Origin of the sequence: Mycobacterium sp. BK086 (assembly GCA_004362315.1) — a bacterium.
GTDB lineage: Bacteria > Actinomycetota > Actinomycetes > Mycobacteriales > Mycobacteriaceae > Mycobacterium.
This window is the reverse complement of record SNWL01000006.1, coordinates 589,266-605,173: the sequence shown is the minus strand read 5'-3', so window position 1 is coordinate 605,173 and position 15,908 is coordinate 589,266. Positions and strand designations below refer to the sequence as shown.

Below are 15,908 nucleotides of genomic sequence, written 5' to 3'. Positions count from 1 at the left end.
GGAGCGGTCTCAGCTGAGTATCTCTGATGTGGACGAGTGAATTGCGATCTTCCGGCTAGGCTGATCCAAAAGTTGACCTTCGGGTAAGCAGTCGAGGAGCATCCGGTGGCCGTCCAAATTCGTCGACAACGCAGACCATTTACACGGGGCGGTCTCGCTGCGGCCATCGTCGCGGCCGGGCTCCTCGCGGTTACGACGGGTGGTTGCAGTTCCTCCGAATCGAACGGCATCGCGTCCGGCGCTTCTCCTCGTGCCACGCAGAGCACGACCAATCCGACAGCTTCGGCTCCGAGCTTCACCTCGATCTCTCCGCAGGCCGGGTCAACCCCGTCGGTCAGCGGGGTACCGTTGTACTCGCGGTTTCAGGCTGAACATTCGGTCGGACCGAACGGCAAAGCTATCGGTGCGGACTTGGCGGGAACGAGCTTCCCGAACTCAACGGGCATGTGGGTCGGATGCTCCGGGGAAGAAGCCACAACGACCTACGACCTGAATGGGCAGTTCACCCGCCTGCAAGCGACGGCAGGCCTGCAGCTGCACACACCTGACGCGCTCAACGTCCGCGTCACCATCTCGGGCGACGATCGCGAACTGGAACGTTTCGAGGCGCAAAAGGCGACCACAGTGGCGGTCGACGTGGATGTCAATGGTGTCGAGGCTCTTGTCGTGGCGGCGATTGCCACGAATCCGGCACTGTGCACAGTTTCGGACAAACCTTACGGTGCCCTTGGTGGCGCCATGCTCACTCCGGCGGCGGGGTAGCACAGCAACAGCCTGCCTAGGCGCCGGCCTCAGGGCGCGTGGGCCAAAAGTGCATCTGGTAGCCGAACTTCCACACCTATGACGTCTCGTCGCATCCAGGCTGCGGCTACGAATTCTGTTCTAGTGCAGCTGATTCACATCGGGAGTGCAATCGTACGCGATCGGTGTCGACCCGAGTCTGGCTGCTGCCAGCGAGCTCTGCGGCACAGCGGTGAAGCACAATTCAATGTGTCCGCCAAAGTGAGAGGACAGGATTCTTGAGGTAACTGAGCGAGAACGAAATGCAGCGGCAGCGGAATCTCGGCAGTTAAACGTTGACGTTCTTGGGGCGTAAGTAGCCGAGGATGGGGCCCACAGCCTTATCGCTGAACGCATACGAGTGCACAGCGGCCGGATCGTTGGCGTCGATACCGTCCTGGCTATAGTTCTGCTCAAGTACCGAGTAGTTGTTGCCGTCGACGCCCGTTACCAGCGCTACGTGCCCATATTGGCCGTTGCCGTAGACGATGATGTCACCGGCTTGGGGTTGACCCTGTCCGTAGGCGATCCGGTCGTAGTACTGGGACACGCCGTTGCTGTCGTAGTGGTTGTAGATGTCCGAGGCCGCCATGCTGTCGGTGGCAATGCTGCCGTTCGCTCCGACGACCTGATTGCTGTATTGCCGGAACACGTCGAAACACTGTGCGCCATAGGAGTGATCGGGATCGATGAACTTGCCCTGCCACTGCGAAACGAAACCGGCAGCTGCCGCCGAGTTAGCACTCGACATCGCGCTGGTTGCCGCAGCGCTCTGCGCGGAGGCGACCGTACTCGTTGTGGCCCCGGCAGTGGGCGCCGTCGACCCGGATGCCGAGCCATCTGCGCTTACCGACCGCTGCTCGCTGGCGTTGTTCAACGCCGACTGGCCCAACCCGTCGATGTGAGACTGCGCGGTTGTCAGCGACTGGCGGTGCTGAGGCCACCACTCGGTGACGAAACGCTGCGCATCTGGACCCTGCCAGACCGCGGGTAATGCGTTGACCACCTTGTCGAGCTGAGCGACGAGGGTGCCGATCGCGGTGGCGTGGCTCTTCAGCTGACGTCCGGTCTGCTCGACTTGGTCGACGTCCATACCCATGCGCGCCATCAATGAATACCTTTCTGCGGCATACGGATCACACGGTGCGACCAGATCTGCGGGGAGTGCTCAGCGCTGTGAGACGTTGCGCTGTTCGGAGGCGTTGTTGAGCGCCGACTGCCCCAGCCCGTCGATCTCCTGTTGCGCGGCGGTCAGGGAACGGCGGTGCTGTGGCCACCACTCATTGACGAATCGCTGGGCATCTGGCCCGTCCCAGATGCCGGTCAGGCCCTGAACCAGCTTGTCCAGTTGGGAGACGAGATTGCCGATCGAGGCGGCGTGGCTCTTGAGCTGGCGTCCAGACTGTTCTACCTGTTCGACGTCCATTCCCATACGTGCCATGGGTGCATTCCTCCCGCGCGCTGTGTCTTGTGGTTGCCTGATTAGATACGGCCACTGTATTGCAGACACTGAGGTGGAGCTCCAGGAAATCTGGCCGGTTCATCCGAACGTGCGACACGGACGTCGGTCTGCGAGGGTCCGAGGTCAGCGTGGAGGAGTCGGTGTAGCGCCGCCGGCCGGCGGCACGTTGATTGCGACCGGATCGGGCAGCGCCCCGACCGTTGTCGGCGGTGGTCCCATGTCGATCGTTCCGCCGGACGGACGCGGGACGGCTTGTCCGGAGTCGAGGTCGACTAGCACGAATTCCGCCACGGGGCTCGTGCGGTGAGCCGCCGAGTAGGCAACGACGACCGTGGTGTGTGGCGAGTAGCTCGTCCATGGAGCCGTATCCGCGGACTTAAATTTGGCGATGTTGCCGTCGGACGGCGGCAGGAGTGGACTTCCCCCGGCGCAATGCACCCGCGGCACACCAACCGGATCCACCATGACCGCGTCGCCGGCCTGTAGGACGGTTTGGTACGCCACGGCCTTCCCACTGGCGTAACGGTGCGAGGTGACCCAGGTGTCGGCCGACAGGACCACGGGAGTCAGCGTATTCAGGTAGTACGGAATCTGTTGCGCCTGAAGGCCGATAGCCAACCCCCACGATTGGGCCCGGTCGGGGTGAGCACCGAGATCGTTGGCCAGCGCCGCCGCATCGCAGGGTACTTCCGTGCCGACGGCTCCGTAGAGACCATGCTGGGTTCCCGAAACTAGCCTCACGCCGCGTTCGGTCGATACCGGCGCCTGAGCGGCTGAGCCGGCATTGCCGTTGGCGGTGCCCGGTGCCGGCACCGCTGACGAGACGACCACCGAGGTGGTGAACGGATCCAGGCCGGCCGCGTTGGCTTCGGTGAACACCAACGGGTCCGGGGCATTGGACACTGGTCCACTGACAGCGCGGGGCCGGCCGAGCAGGACAACGACAGTCAGCGTGGCCAGGACGACAAACGTCAGCACGATCGCAGCGACGGTGAGGACTGGTCGTGCCCGGGAATCGATGACCGGCGGCTGATTCGGATCGTTCCAGCCAGCGGCCGTGGCGTTATTCGGTAGCGGTGACGATGACACCTTGGTACTTCTCCATGCTGGCCTTGACGGCGGCCCAGTGCGGATCGGTCGAGTTGTCGAAACTCTGTGCAACAGCTGGATATCCCCTGCTGTGGTCTTGCAGCAGAGTCCACTCCGACACGCCCGAACCAGCTCCGAACAGATAGTCCGTCGAAGCGGACGGCTGGTGGGCTTGGGTGCGAACGATTCCCCCGGCGATGGGAACGGCATCCCCACTGGCCCGCAGGTGCAGCACCGCGATTCCAGGTATGTCGGACTGAATCAGCGGCGACCCATACGTCACCAGCGTCGTGACGTGGTAGCTGCCTGAGGCGGCGATGTTCTGAGCGTCCATGCCACCCTGGCTCAAGCCGACCAGCATGATGTCGGTGTTCTTCCCATCGGGTGAATCCTTGAGGGCGGCGTCGATCTTGGCGGTGACCTCCGAGTCCACCGCGCCGGCGAGTAGGGGGAAGTTGCGGGCAAAGGTGCGGTTGTCGGTGGAGTCCTGGCCTTTGAGGTAGACGATGAGGCGGGTCTGTCCGTCAGGCCCTACGACCCTCTCGATGCGGACGCCGTCGTCGTCGCGGACGTCGTTCTTTATGTGTGCCAACAACTGTGCTGTGCTGCGGGGTGCCGCATCGCGTTCGGAGCTGGCGGATTCCTGGTCATCTGCATTGCGGCGCAAGTTGACAGCGCCTTGACGAAGCGCTGTGGCTGCGGTGGTCATGGCGCGCGCAGGCCCGTCATTCCACACCGCACGAAACCGGTCGGCATCCGGGCCCAGCCACTGATTGGCCGTATTGATCAGCGAGTGTACCGATTTGCTCGTCGCGTCGAGATTGTTCGCCAACCGTTCGAATCGGGTGGCGGTTGATCTCAGCTGTTCGACGTCGGCGCCGTTGTACGTCATGGCCTAGAGGTCCGGCTGCGCCAGCTGCAGCCACACGCCCCGGCCCTTCTCGATGAGAACGCCGCGGCCGGGCGGGAATTCGTGACGGCGCACCGGCCCGATGGAGGTGTTCAACAGGGTGTCGGAGTCGCCGGCGCTGGGTGCCAGCAGCAGTCCGCGTCGCGGTGACTTGAACGGCTGCCCCAGCTGCCAGGCCTGGGACCACGTGGATACCTCGGCTTCACCCACGACGAAAGCCGAAGCGTCTGAGAGAGTTTTGACGAGCTGAGTCAAGGTCGATTCGACATCGGTGCCGCTGAAGTCGGTCACTGATTCGATCACCACCGTCAGCGCGGCAGGCGCTGTCGTAGTCGATACCGCAGCCATGAGGTCGTCGGCGGCCTGGCGCACAGCATCAGTCCCGGTCGCCGATCGGTTCCATACCGTCAGCCCGGAGATGCTTGTGGTGGCTGGGGCCAGGTGCACAATGTACGCAGACGGATCGTCGCGCCGAATGGCCTGTGCCAGAGTCACAAGCGCACTGCGGCGTCCGCTGCCCGGTGGGCCGGTCACCATCAAGACGCCACGCGGATGGACCCCGATCGGTGCCAGTGTTTCGTCGGCCACTCCAATGGCCGGCATGTTATCGCCCGTGCGGGGCGGAAGGGTCTCGAGAGCGATGTGGTCTGAAAGCCGCTCGACTGGTTGCGGTTCGGGGTAGTCCGACGCACGCTGGTCGGCGGCGAGCACCTCGATGGCCTCGGCCTGCATCGCGACGTTCGCGTTGCCACCTAGGACAGCGACGTGGAGCTCTTGCCCGTCCATCACGCCCCGACCGCGGGGCGAGCTCGACGACAGGATGTCATCGCGAATCCCCGCGATGCTGTAGTCGTCATCGGACGCCAGCCTCAAAACGAGCCTGCGCGGGATAGCTGACGCCAGGCCAATCGACAGCGACCCAGGGCGGTCGCCGCTGACCACGACGTGGATCCCGAGTCGGCGCCCGTCTGAGGTGAGCTGGCTGAACATCGGGAAAATGGGCGACCCCGAAACGTGTTCGTAGGCCTCGCGGAAGGACCCGATGCCGTCGACCAACAGCATAATGCGCGGTTCGTCATGCCCCGTGATGTGTCGGTAGTCGGTGATGGTGGCGGCGTTTACTTGGGTGAACGACCGCGACCGTTGATCGAGCACTGCGGTCAGTCGGCGCAAGACCCGTCCGATGCGCTCATCGTCGTCGCCGCTCACCACGGCCGCAACGTGTGGCAATGGTTCGAGAATCCGCAGACTGCCGGATGCAAAATCGAATGCATAGACATGCACTGGGCCGTCGTCAGGCGATAGGGCAGCGGCGATCGCCAACGTACACAATGCCGTTGACTTGCCCGATCCACCGGTGCCTAAGATCGCCATGTTCCCGTCATCGTCGGGAGCGAACACACCGATCGGCTGAGTCTGGTCGGTGGGCAGGTCAGCACGCCCGATTACCAGTCGAGCGCCGCTCACGTGGGGCGTCATCGACTCCAGTGCGTAGCTGGATTGCAGCGGCGGCAGCCACGGCTTGCGTGGTGGGCGGATACGCAGGCCCTCGGCCGCAGCACGTGTGGTGGCGACCATACGTGCGATATCGGTCGGTGAACCCGTCGTCAATCCGGTGGCCGCCGGTGCTTCGGTGTTCCACGGTCGGCGTCGTCCGAACACAAACTCCGAGATGTCGATCGGGGCGCGGTCAGGCTGATCGCTGGACCATCCGCCCACGTAGCCGGCCTGAAATGTCGTCAGTCGGCCGGGGCCGGTCTTGGCCACCACTCGTCCGGGGATCTCCAGCGGGAAATGTGCGGCCAGCGGGTCGTCGATGACATCGAGTGAATCGTCGACGTCGTTGAGCCGCAGTGCGATTCGCAGATTGGTGTTGGCTCGCAGGTTGTCGCGGATAACACCGGCGGGACGTTGGGTGGCCAAGATCAGGTGCAAGCCAAGCGATCGCCCCCGTTGGGCGACGTCGATCACACCGTCGACGAACTCGGGCACTTCGGTGGCCAAGGCGGCGAACTCGTCGACAACGATGACCAGACTGGGCGGTGTGTCAGGATCGCCGGTGCGTTCCAGCGACGCCAAGTCTTTGGCGCGTTTGAGGTTGAGCAATTTTTCGCGGTGCCGGATTTCTGCTCTCAGCGAGGTCAGCGCCCGCCGCACCAGATGCGGGGACAGATCGGTCACCAGCCCGACCGTGTGGGGCAGGTCGACACAGTCGGCGAACGCCGTGCCGCCCTTGTAGTCCACGAACAGAAAATTGACTCGGTCGGGGCTGTGCGCGGTCGCCATCCCGAGCACCCAGGTCTGGAGGAACTCGCTCTTACCGGAACCTGTGGTGCCGCCGACCAGAGCGTGCGGTCCGTGTTCTCGTAGGTCGAGATAGAAGTCCTGCAATCCCGTGGATCCGACCAGGGCGCGCAGTGTGGCTGTCTGCGCGGCAGGCGACGCGGCCTGACCGGTGCGGTTGGCGACAGAGTCGTTGGCCAGCCACTGGCGCGCCACGGCAGTCGGCTCGGCGGCCAAGCCAGTGCCGGACAGGCTGAGATAGTTGACCGAGCGTGGAAGGTCGGTCGTGTCTTCGACCGCTGCGCCGACGTCGATAACCGGTGCCAGCAGCAGTGCGATCTGTTTGGCGTCAGCTACATCAAGGCTGTCACAAGCCACGGGATACGTATGGCGCCCGTGCCGTACCTCGCCGATCGTCGAGCCGGATGTCTCGTTCTCGATGAGCACGAAGGATCGGCAGGACGCGGGCAGACTGGTGACCTGGGTGGCCACCCAGATCAGGTGCACTCCGACCGCGGGGCCGCGCTCGGCCAGTCGTGTCAGGCGGGCACGATCGATCGGAGCGGTGTCATCGACGAGCACCACCACTGCAGGCAGCACCAGAGGTGGACGAGCGTCGGCGGACAATCTGTCTTGATCATCGATCGCGGCAAAGGTGTGGTCAGTGCTGTACTCGTTCTCCGCGGCGCGCGTCTTGACGAGGTCTTCCAGCCGGGCCAACAGTGCCAAGCCGCCGTTAGCGCTGTCGGTGAGGTGATTCCCCGATAGCGGACTATGCAGAGACCCATTGTGCGGCAACCATTCCAGCCACTCCCACGACGTACGCGAAGCCGGGGAACAGAAGGCGCTGATCGTCAACTCGGCCGGTGAGTGCAGCCCCACCAGTTGCATCACAATCCCGCGTGCGACGCCGTCGACGACCGCACGCGGACCGCAGACACCGAGCGAGCCGCATTCCCGAAGGTCGGCCACGACCGGCACATCGGCGACGTGGTCGAACTGATCACGCAGTTCGCCGATTTGCTGTGCATATTCGGGCTCGGCGTCGTATTCATTCGACGTGTCGATACGGCACCTGGACGGTGCGTCACCGAGACCGACTCGTAGAACGAGGAATTCGCGATGCTCAGGGCGGTGTGTCCACAGCAGCGGACCCAGCCGGTGGATGGCCTCAACCACTTCGGCCAGCGCGGGCGTCTCCGTGCATCGCACCGCACGCTCCACCCGTTGGGCTGCAGTGAGATCCGAGGCCAGCTGCCGCAGCGACTCGGCGAAGCGAGCGATCTCCTGTCGGCGCTTCTTGCGGGCCTGCCACTGTGTATCGATGTACATGCCGATCATCAACAGCGGACTGAGCGCGATGAACAACACCGACAGCAGGTTGCGGCTGACCAGCAGGAGGCCCAGTCCGAGTAACAACGGCAGCAGCATCGAGAGAATCGGGAGGTGGGGTGGCTCAAATCGCTGTGGGGGGCGTGGAGCGGTGAAGATCCGCTCCGGCAACTGCGGCACCACTCGCGGCGACCGGTTGAATTCGATAGCGACGCTGTCAGTTTGGACTGTGCCGGGGCGGACGGTCGGCAGGATCGCAACCGAGGTGTTGCCCAGCCGAACCACGTCGGTGACACCCACCAGGGTCCGCTGAACGGGCTGCCCTGCCAACAGGACTCCCGTGGGACCGGCGAGGTTGGCGATCTCGATGCTCTCACCAACAGTGACGGCGGCGTGCACACCTGCGATTCCAGGATCGGTCAGCATGACATCGCTGGCCAGGCCGGTACCTATCACGGAATTCCCTGGCGCCAGCGAGAATTCACGTCCGACATCGGGGCCCTCCAGGATCCGCAGCACGGCTACCGAGCGACCGCGCCGGGTCCTCTGGGCAACCATGCCGGCCGGGGTGACGCTGACCGTCGAACCCGACCGTATGCCTGACTCGATCAAGCTGCGGGCTGGGTCCAGTACTCGTCCGGGAGCGCCGGTGTCGAAGGCGGTGTGCTCGAGTTTGAGCGTCAGCGAGCTACGGGGTCGCGCACCACCGCGGTCCGGGTCGCCGGTGACCAGAGCGGTGGCGAGGTCGGACACCGAGGCAGTGGCGTCGGCTGTTACCGCCACCTGCGCGCGAGTTCCGTCAGTGCGGCGCAGGATGAGTTTCAGGTGCACCCGTGCCGCCCGGTCGACGTCATCGAGAGGGGCGAACCAACCCTGTTCAGGCCGCGATTCTTGTTGGCGCGCAGCGCTGTACGTTGCTGATTACCAAGCGGATTGGCGCCCAGCGTCACGTCGATCATGGTCAGGCCACTGAGCCGATCGTGCAGCCCATCGTGCGGTATGGAGCTGGTGAGAACCGGCAATGCCGCCAGTCCGGCGGTGCCGGCGAGGATGCCACTACGCAGGCAGCACGCGGCGAATGTCGGTGGAGACAGATCTGCACGCCGAAGCAATTGGAGCCCGAGCATCGCCTTACCGAAGGTGACTCCGGTGAACCCCTGCCAGATTTGCATCCATAGCCACACCGCGACGGCCGCCACCGGAATGACGATGTAGACCACCGCAGCCGAGCTGAGTATTGCGGCGGCTGCCGTCAACGGCAGCGCGGGACTGATGGTGATGGCCACATCGAGCAGCATGCTGCAGCATCGCACCCCGCGGCCGGCGGCTACCACTGCCGGGGCGTTCACCTGGGTGTGTGGTTGCGCTGCGGTGATCGTGTTGGTGTCGAATGAGACCGCCTGACGAGGTTGGCGATTGGTGACGGCGGCGCCGCAGGCGCCGCAATAGGGAGCATTCGCCCGCAGGGCTGAGCCGCACTGGGTGCAGAGGAGATCCGCGCCGACCGGCTGTCCTGACATCACGTCTGCTCCGATCCGGTTGCTGTCGGCCGCGTGCCGCACACTGTAGCGCCGGTCGCCTGACAGCTGCAGTGATTCGTTGTCGGCCGAACGTACGATTGCCGCGCTCGCCGTCGCGTCATGACGATGGGCCTGTCCCGCGGCAAAGGGGCGATGGCGCGGCGAGGTCGCGGCGTGTTCGGGCCAGCGGTGGGGAGTGATGATGGGCAGGAGCCGAGTTGCCTGATCCGCAGCTGCCGCCCAGCCGATTCGGTGCGGGCTACACGGCGGGGGCGCCACGAGCGATGCCCGTCAGCCCGCCGATGAATTCTCCGATACGACAGCCAGTCTCTCCAGTACCGGTGGTGGGTGCGGCACCGCCACCATCGCCCCCGCTGAATCGACTGGCGGTTGTCGCCTTTGTCACCTCGCTGGCGCTCGGGCCGGTGGTGTTTTGGCTAACCATCCCCGTGGCCGCCGCGGCCCGCAGCAGGATCAGGCGCTCGCCGGAGGGCGGAGCGGGTTTGGCTCGAGCTGCCATCGCCATCAGTTGCATCTACCTGGCATTGACAATCGTGATCGCCGCTTTGGCATTCGTTGTCCGCGCGACCTGAGTCAGATTCACCGCCACACGTCATCCGAACGGCCGATACCTGTTACCAATTCGTAAGTGTCATGATGACCGGGCCGTTATCAAGCCGCGGGGGACGTCGATGAATGGCCCGCGCTGACCGTTGGGGAGCCGAGAGGTAGAGGCTATGGAGCTCGTTCTCGGCGTGTCAGTCAGCGGTGCTCGCGCGGATCTGGCCCTCCTCGACGCCTCGAACCAGGAGACAGTCCTCGATCAGTTCTTTCTAGAACTGTCGGCCGACCCGGTCGGCGAGTTGGCAACCACCGTCATCGGTACCGACCGGATGCTCACTGACGGTGGCCACCGACTACTGGCAACCCGGGTATGTTGGTCCGGCCGGGAATTCGGCGCATTGAAGGAAGCACTCGACGAGGCGGGCCTCCATGACACCGCGCTGCTCCCCGCGTTTGCGACCGCACGCGATGCGGCGGGTACCGCCACCGACCGGGTATCCGACCAGTCCGTGACGGCGCAGAATAATACGGTCATGGCGGGCCTCGGCCCCGAAATGGCGTCGTCGACCGGACCTTTGGCACCGACGGCGCTCAGTCCCCAGCTCGGCCCGCATCTGGCGTACTCCCAAGCAGCAGACTCGTCGCGCTCCATCCCCCTGCTGCCGGGCGCCGACTACAGCGATCACCCGCTGCCGTTGCAGAGCGCGATGTCACCGTTGAGCCGGATCGGCCAATACGACGAGGAAAGCGATGAGCCGCTCGGCCGACCGCGGGTGCTGTTATTGGGCAGCGCCGCCGCCGCGGTGGTTGTCGTCGGATTCTCTGCCTTGGCAGTAACCGTCGCGATCGGGATCAGGCCGACTGCTGCAGAGAAGCCGGTGCCCGTCCCCAACACGACCACAGGGAACAAGGTGTACCCCATTCCCGGCGATGACGTGTGGCGCCCGAACCCGATCGGTGTGCCAGTTGGCCCCAGCCCGGCCCCCAGCCCCCAACCCGCCGCGACACCCGACGTTTCGGACGCACCGGTGTCGCGAGGTTCCGACGGCGGATCAAGCCCTGGCAGTGGCAATGCGAACGGCGCAGTCGACCCCCCTATCGCCCAGCCGGTTGGGGCACCGCCAGTGGATCCGGCGGCTCCCGCTCCAAACCAGCCGGGTTGGAAGGGGCCAACGTTTCAGGTGCAATGGCCCGACGTCACGATCAATCTGAATCCACCGCCGCCGGGGCCGTGGAGGTCGCGCAACCCGAATCCGTCGCCGCCGGACGGCGAGTCGAATGGGACGACCGCCGCTGGGACAGAGGGAGCCGCAGGTTCGCCTCAACCTGCGCAGGGCGGTGCCCAGACGTCGAGCAGTCCCGATTCCGACTCGGCCAAACCGACGCCGCCGAGCCCGACAGAGCCGACGTCGCCCAATCCCGAGCCGGCGGCCGTCGACTCCAGCTCGTCTACGTCCTCTCCCGCTCCCTCGGCCACGGCGCATCCGTCGCCAACCGCTCCGACAACGACGGTGGCTCCCGCCGCACCGGCGGATCCGACGACGGTCGCTCCGACAACGACCACGACAGTCCATCCGACAACGACCACTCCCAAAGCGACGGCAGCACCGGCTCCGCCACCGGCCCCGGTGTCGACGGCCCCGGCTCCCGCATCGACTCCCGTTGCAGCTCCGGCCGCGGCCGAGTCCGTGCCAGCGGCCGCCCCGTCCGTGCCAGCGCCTGCCGTACCGCAACTGCCGAAGCTCCCCCAGCTTCCGCCGCTACAGCTGCCGAAGGTGCACGTGCCCAACCTTGGCGGCGGCAAGCCGGTAGCTCCGACGACGACCGTCGTGCCGTCGCCCTGAAGCCGGGTCAGTAGAGATCAGTGAGGCTCAGGATTCCATCTTCGATCGCTCGCGCCAGCAGAGCCGATTTGGTCGGAGCCGGACGTCCGGCACTCGCATACTTCGCCCGTGCGCGCTGGAGGTGGGTGCGCACGGTGGTCGGCGCGATATACAACCGCTTGCCCACCAGCTCCTTGCTTTCGGTCTGGAACCAGGCGATCAACACTTCCTTCTCACGGTCCGACAACTTCAGCCGGCCCAGTGTTGTGTCATTGACAAGCGCTTTCGCCATGCGCGGCCCGACATATGGGGTGCTCGTATGAGCCGAGTGGATGGCCTCGATGAGGTGAAGCTTGCCCTCGGATTTGACCAAATAGGTGACCGCCCCGATTTCCAGGCACGTCAGGATGACTTCGTCGGTGACGAGATGGGAGTAGACGATGATGCGTTGGCCTGACTCGCAGAGCTTTCGCAGGGTGTCGAAGTCGGGGCGATGACCATCGATCTGCAAGTCGAGAAGGATGACATCGACCTCGCCTGGTGCGGCGACCTCGCTCGCGAAAAACTGCCGGGGATCGGAGAATTTGCCGACGACGTGGATGGGCGGATGTGCATCGGCGCACCACGCCTCGACGCCAGCGTGGACCACATCATGGTCGTCGATGACCGCGACCCTGACTGGCCGCAGGTGCACTTCTTCGGACGGCATAGCGCTGTTTCCCCTCCAGCAGCGGACGAACCGACAAACGTATTCTCGCGTCGGTTGAAATTTAATCGCAATCGGAGCGTCAAATGTGACGGGACCGCTGCATTCCATCGCCCTATTTCTGCCATTCTTGTCGGTCGAACGTATGACAAAGAAGCGCTGGTTCACCCATTACGCCTGCCGGCGATCGGTAACAGTGAGCGCGAAGTCGATCACAAACGTGATTTGATCAACGCGGAGCGTAGGTGAGGTGCCGGCGAGAAGTCGCGCGGCCTGTCGAAATGGCAAGCGCTGCTGATGGTTGCGAGAACTCTGATACGGCGAGCATTCACGCACCGCACCCCGTTGCGGCCGGATCCAAACGGCCATGCAGAACGTCGTGGATGGGGTCAGCGCCACTCCGCAAAGCAAGTGTCTGCAGTCCAACATTCATGCGGACCAACAAGCCGACTACCCGAATCGAATTTTTCGCTACCCATTGCGGGTCGTGCCCCGGTGGTGACTAATTGATGGTGGCCCTCGGCAGCCCCGCGCCCGATCTCAGCGCATCGCGGCGTCACATGTTGCGACCTGCCATCATGGTCGGACTTCTAATGCGCAACTGGATCAACCTCATCGTCGCGCTGGTCGCGTTGGTCGATCTCGGATCCAGGGCCCTGCCGATCGGTGAGTGGCTCTTGGCCGCACTGGCCTGCTGGTCGCTTTATCGCATTACAACGCGCTCTCGACACTGGCTCCCCTTGGCCGTCGATTATTTGCTCGTGCTGGCTGTATGCGTGTCGATACCCGCGCTTGTTCCCGATCCGTTGTTCTACGCCTCCAACAGTGCGCCACAGGCCATCGCTGGTACGGCGGTAGTCAGCTTTGCCGTGTCGGTTCCGGCCGCGGTGAGCCTGCCCATGACGGCCGGGGTCGCTGCGGCCTATGCATGGGGTAGCGCCCAGATTCTTGGTTGGTCGCATATTGGCCCGGTGGCTGCGCTGTACTACTTTGCCTTGCAATGGGCTACGGCCGCGCTGTTGCGATTCATGCTTTTGCGGATCGCGGCAGCCATCGACCGGACACGCGCTGCACGCGCAGCTGCGGAATTCAACCAGCAAGTCAGTGATGCCGTGCGGCAGTACGAGCGAGAACAGCTAGCGCTGCTGCATGACACCGCAGCATCGACACTACTGATCGTCGGCCAGGGTGGACATCTGGCGCCGCACCGGCTCGCCGCGCAAGCGCGCCGCGACCTGCAATTGCTCGACGAGAGCTCGTGGGAAGCTCCGCCGACGAGCCAAGAGTTAGTTGACGCCCTGCGCAATTGCGCCAGTCACATGGCCACGCCAGCCCGCTTCGAGGGCCGCGACCGGTTGTGGCTGAGCGGAGAGGCCGCGAGGGCCGTGATCGCTGCCGTACGCGAAACGATGAACAACGTCGATCGGCACGCGGAGGCAACCGAGGTCATCATCAATGTCACTGACCAGTCAGTTGCATTGACCGACAACGGTATTGGATTCGATCCTGCACGTCCACGAACTGGGCACGGCGTGACGGACTCGATACTCGGAAGGATGCAACGTATCGGCGGAACCGCGGTGATAACCTCCGCACCCGGCCGCGGCACGAAGACTGAACTCCGTTGGCCCACGCCGTCTTCTGGCACCGCAACTGATCTGCCGAACGACCCCGACAGGTTAATCGAACGGCTTCGCGTCCGCTACGGACTCGCACTGGTTGTCTACGCCTTGGCCAACCTGGCGTTCACCGTTCCGCACTCGGTCATCACGGCCGGTCACGGTTTCCTGAACGCGGCGTTGGCGCTGGCGGCCGCCGCGTGCACGCTTGCGGCGCTCCCCGGAATCCGTTCCAGCCGAACACGTCTGGTGTGGCCTGCCGGCGTAGCGTTGATGATCATATTGATCATCCAGCGATTGATTTTGGAGCCGACGATGGTTGGCGGCAATGCCGACTGGGCGCAAGGCGCGATCGGGTGGTGCGTGCTGCCGCTGCTTCTCGGGTTCTCAACCCGGAAGGGGGTAGGGATTCTCATCACGTACTGGTCCGTCGGTGCCGCAGTCGAATTCATCTGCAATCCCACGAGCGCCACGTTGGTCAACATCGGCCTCGGAACCGCGAGTATTCTTGGCGTGCAACTTTTCGCACTCACTTTCAACGGATTGATGCGCGAGTCGGCCACCGCGGCACAGGCTGAGATTCACGCTCACAAACGCATTGCTTTGCGCGACTTGGTCGAACGTGCGTTGCGTGCCGAGTATCAACGTCGGTACGCCCAGCTGGTCGACAATGTCGTCCCTCTACTGCGAGCGCTCAGCGATGGTGCCGTCGTCGACGATCACCTCCGAGCCCGCGCTCGTGCCCAGTCTCGAAGGATGCGCGCATTGTTTGACCAGGCAGCCACGTTCGAACATCCCTTTATGCAGGCAGTCCGCCCGTTGGTGGATGCCGCCGAAGCGCGCCAGGTCGGAGTGACCGTCGACCTGTCGGGTGACTTGTCAGATCTCCCGCCCGCGGAGATCGACGCATTGCTGCGGCCAGTTGCAGAAGTGATGGCACATACCACCGAAGCCGCCCGGATCGTCGTTAGCTGCTCAGCTCAGGACATTTCGGTGAGCATTGTGTGCCATGGACTTTCGCTGCCTATTGAGCTTTCCGAAGATCCTAGTGTTGCTATCGACATCATCGAGGCTGACAACACCATCTGGTTGCTCGTCTCTCAGATTCCCTCACACCAAGGAGCTCATAGCCATGTCCTCGCCGGCTGAGACTGCACCCGCCATCCGCGTTGCCGTCATTGATGACCACGACGCCATCCACGCGGGTATCCAGACGTGGTGCCAGCAGGCGTATCCACCGGTACATGTGGTGGCCACTTACGCCGCCGTCGACGAATTCGTCGCTGAGCGCGGCGGCAATGTCGGTGATCTAGATGTCGTGCTGCTTGACCTCGAACTACAGAGTCGCCGACCGGATTTCAGTGCTGTCGAGCGTATCGCCGCCACCGGATTTCGCGTCATCGTCTTCTCGCACATCGAAAGCGACGAAGCCATCCTCCGGACGCTGGACATCGGGGCGACGGCCTACGTCGCGAAAGCCGAGGGGAAAGACCATCTTCTGGAGGCCATTCGCGCCGCTGCCAGGGACATCCCGTACGTCGGTCCCCGAATGGCCAGCGCCATCAACAACGACCGCCGCCTCGGCCGGCCCGATTTGACCGAACGTGAACAGCAAGTGCTGTTGTCATGGTTTCAGACGGAGAGCAAAGAGCTCGTCGGCCACCAGCTGTTCATCTCGCCGGGATCGGTGAAGACTTATCTCCAAAGAGTCCGCGCCAAGTATGCCGCCGTGGGGAGGTCCGCTCCCACCAAGGCGGCTTTGGTCGCCCGGGCTGTCCAAGACGGCATCATCAGCATCGAGGAACTCTAATCGGCTGCGT

General features: G+C 64.1%; 11 protein-coding genes. 4 read left to right on the top strand and 7 right to left on the bottom strand.

Annotated elements, in window-relative coordinates; genetic code table 11:
• The first annotated feature begins 105 nt into the window (after positions 1 to 105).
• Positions 106 to 762, top strand: a complete 657-nt coding sequence (locus EV580_RS23580) for an NPCBM/NEW2 domain-containing protein (RefSeq protein ID WP_133694085.1) — start codon at positions 106 to 108, stop codon at positions 760 to 762.
• Between the two features lie 307 nt (positions 763 to 1,069).
• Here EV580_RS23580 and EV580_RS23575 read toward each other — a convergent pair whose 3' ends face one another.
• From EV580_RS23575 to EV580_RS23550, 6 genes are all read right to left on the bottom strand, one after another.
• The gene (locus tag EV580_RS23575; RefSeq protein ID WP_133694083.1) at positions 1,070 to 1,888 is read right to left on the bottom strand and encodes a CHAP domain-containing protein; all 819 of its coding nucleotides are present in this window, start codon (positions 1,886 to 1,888) and stop codon (positions 1,070 to 1,072) included.
• A gap of 60 nt (positions 1,889 to 1,948) precedes the next feature.
• Complete coding sequence (locus EV580_RS23570; protein ID WP_233716929.1) at positions 1,949 to 2,221, bottom strand: WXG100 family type VII secretion target; 273 nt, start codon at positions 2,219 to 2,221, stop codon at positions 1,949 to 1,951.
• 144 nt (positions 2,222 to 2,365) lie between these two features.
• Positions 2,366 to 3,331: a DUF6777 domain-containing protein gene (locus EV580_RS23565; protein WP_133694081.1), complete on the bottom strand. Its 966-nt coding sequence runs from the start codon at positions 3,329 to 3,331 to the stop codon at positions 2,366 to 2,368.
• Positions 3,306 to 4,223 carry a WXG100 family type VII secretion target gene (locus tag EV580_RS23560; protein ID WP_133694079.1) on the bottom strand — a complete coding sequence of 306 codons (918 nt, stop codon included), beginning with the start codon at positions 4,221 to 4,223 and terminating at the stop codon, positions 3,306 to 3,308. The genes EV580_RS23565 and EV580_RS23560 overlap by 26 nt, the downstream gene beginning before the upstream one ends.
• Before the next feature lie 3 nt (positions 4,224 to 4,226).
• The gene (locus tag EV580_RS23555) at positions 4,227 to 8,687 is read right to left on the bottom strand and encodes a type VII secretion EssC family protein (protein ID WP_133694078.1); all 4,461 of its coding nucleotides are present in this window, start codon (positions 8,685 to 8,687) and stop codon (positions 4,227 to 4,229) included.
• A complete protein-coding gene (locus EV580_RS23550) occupies positions 8,678 to 9,376 on the bottom strand; it encodes an RDD family protein (RefSeq protein ID WP_133694076.1) in 699 nt (232 codons plus the stop codon). The genes EV580_RS23555 and EV580_RS23550 overlap by 10 nt, the downstream gene beginning before the upstream one ends.
• A 737-nt stretch (positions 9,377 to 10,113) precedes the next feature.
• Here EV580_RS23550 and EV580_RS23545 point away from each other — a divergent pair.
• Positions 10,114 to 11,784 carry a DUF7159 family protein gene (locus EV580_RS23545; RefSeq protein ID WP_133694075.1) on the top strand — a complete coding sequence of 557 codons (1,671 nt, stop codon included), beginning with the start codon at positions 10,114 to 10,116 and terminating at the stop codon, positions 11,782 to 11,784.
• Between the two features lie 7 nt (positions 11,785 to 11,791).
• On the opposite strand, the gene EV580_RS23540 is transcribed toward EV580_RS23545, so the two are convergent.
• Positions 11,792 to 12,472, bottom strand: a complete 681-nt coding sequence (locus tag EV580_RS23540) for a response regulator transcription factor (RefSeq protein WP_133694173.1) — start codon at positions 12,470 to 12,472, stop codon at positions 11,792 to 11,794.
• Between the two features lie 506 nt (positions 12,473 to 12,978).
• Between EV580_RS23540 and EV580_RS23535 the strand changes: the two genes are divergently transcribed.
• Positions 12,979 to 15,237, top strand: a complete 2,259-nt coding sequence (locus EV580_RS23535) for a sensor histidine kinase (protein WP_166654850.1) — start codon at positions 12,979 to 12,981, stop codon at positions 15,235 to 15,237.
• The gene (locus tag EV580_RS23530) at positions 15,221 to 15,898 is read left to right on the top strand and encodes a response regulator (protein WP_133694072.1); all 678 of its coding nucleotides are present in this window, start codon (positions 15,221 to 15,223) and stop codon (positions 15,896 to 15,898) included. Before EV580_RS23535 ends, EV580_RS23530 begins: the two co-directional genes overlap by 17 nt.
• Positions 15,899 to 15,908 lie beyond the last annotated feature (10 nt).

Excerpts from the sequence above, each read along its gene's own strand:
- EV580_RS23575 (WP_133694083.1), bottom strand. The coding sequence starts at position 1,888 with ATGGCGCGCATGGGTATGGACGTCGACCAAGTCGAGCAGACCGGACGT.
- EV580_RS23570 (WP_233716929.1), bottom strand. The coding sequence starts at position 2,221 with ATGGCACGTATGGGAATGGACGTCGAACAGGTAGAACAGTCTGGACGC.
- EV580_RS23560 (WP_133694079.1), bottom strand. The coding sequence starts at position 4,223 with ATGACGTACAACGGCGCCGACGTCGAACAGCTGAGATCAACCGCCACC.
- EV580_RS23550 (WP_133694076.1), bottom strand. The coding sequence starts at position 9,376 with ATGTCAGGACAGCCGGTCGGCGCGGATCTCCTCTGCACCCAGTGCGGC.
- EV580_RS23545 (WP_133694075.1), top strand. The coding sequence starts at position 10,114 with ATGGAGCTCGTTCTCGGCGTGTCAGTCAGCGGTGCTCGCGCGGATCTG.
- EV580_RS23540 (WP_133694173.1), bottom strand. The coding sequence starts at position 12,472 with ATGCCGTCCGAAGAAGTGCACCTGCGGCCAGTCAGGGTCGCGGTCATC.
- EV580_RS23535 (WP_166654850.1), top strand. The coding sequence starts at position 12,979 with ATGGTGGCCCTCGGCAGCCCCGCGCCCGATCTCAGCGCATCGCGGCGT.
- EV580_RS23530 (WP_133694072.1), top strand. The coding sequence starts at position 15,221 with ATGTCCTCGCCGGCTGAGACTGCACCCGCCATCCGCGTTGCCGTCATT.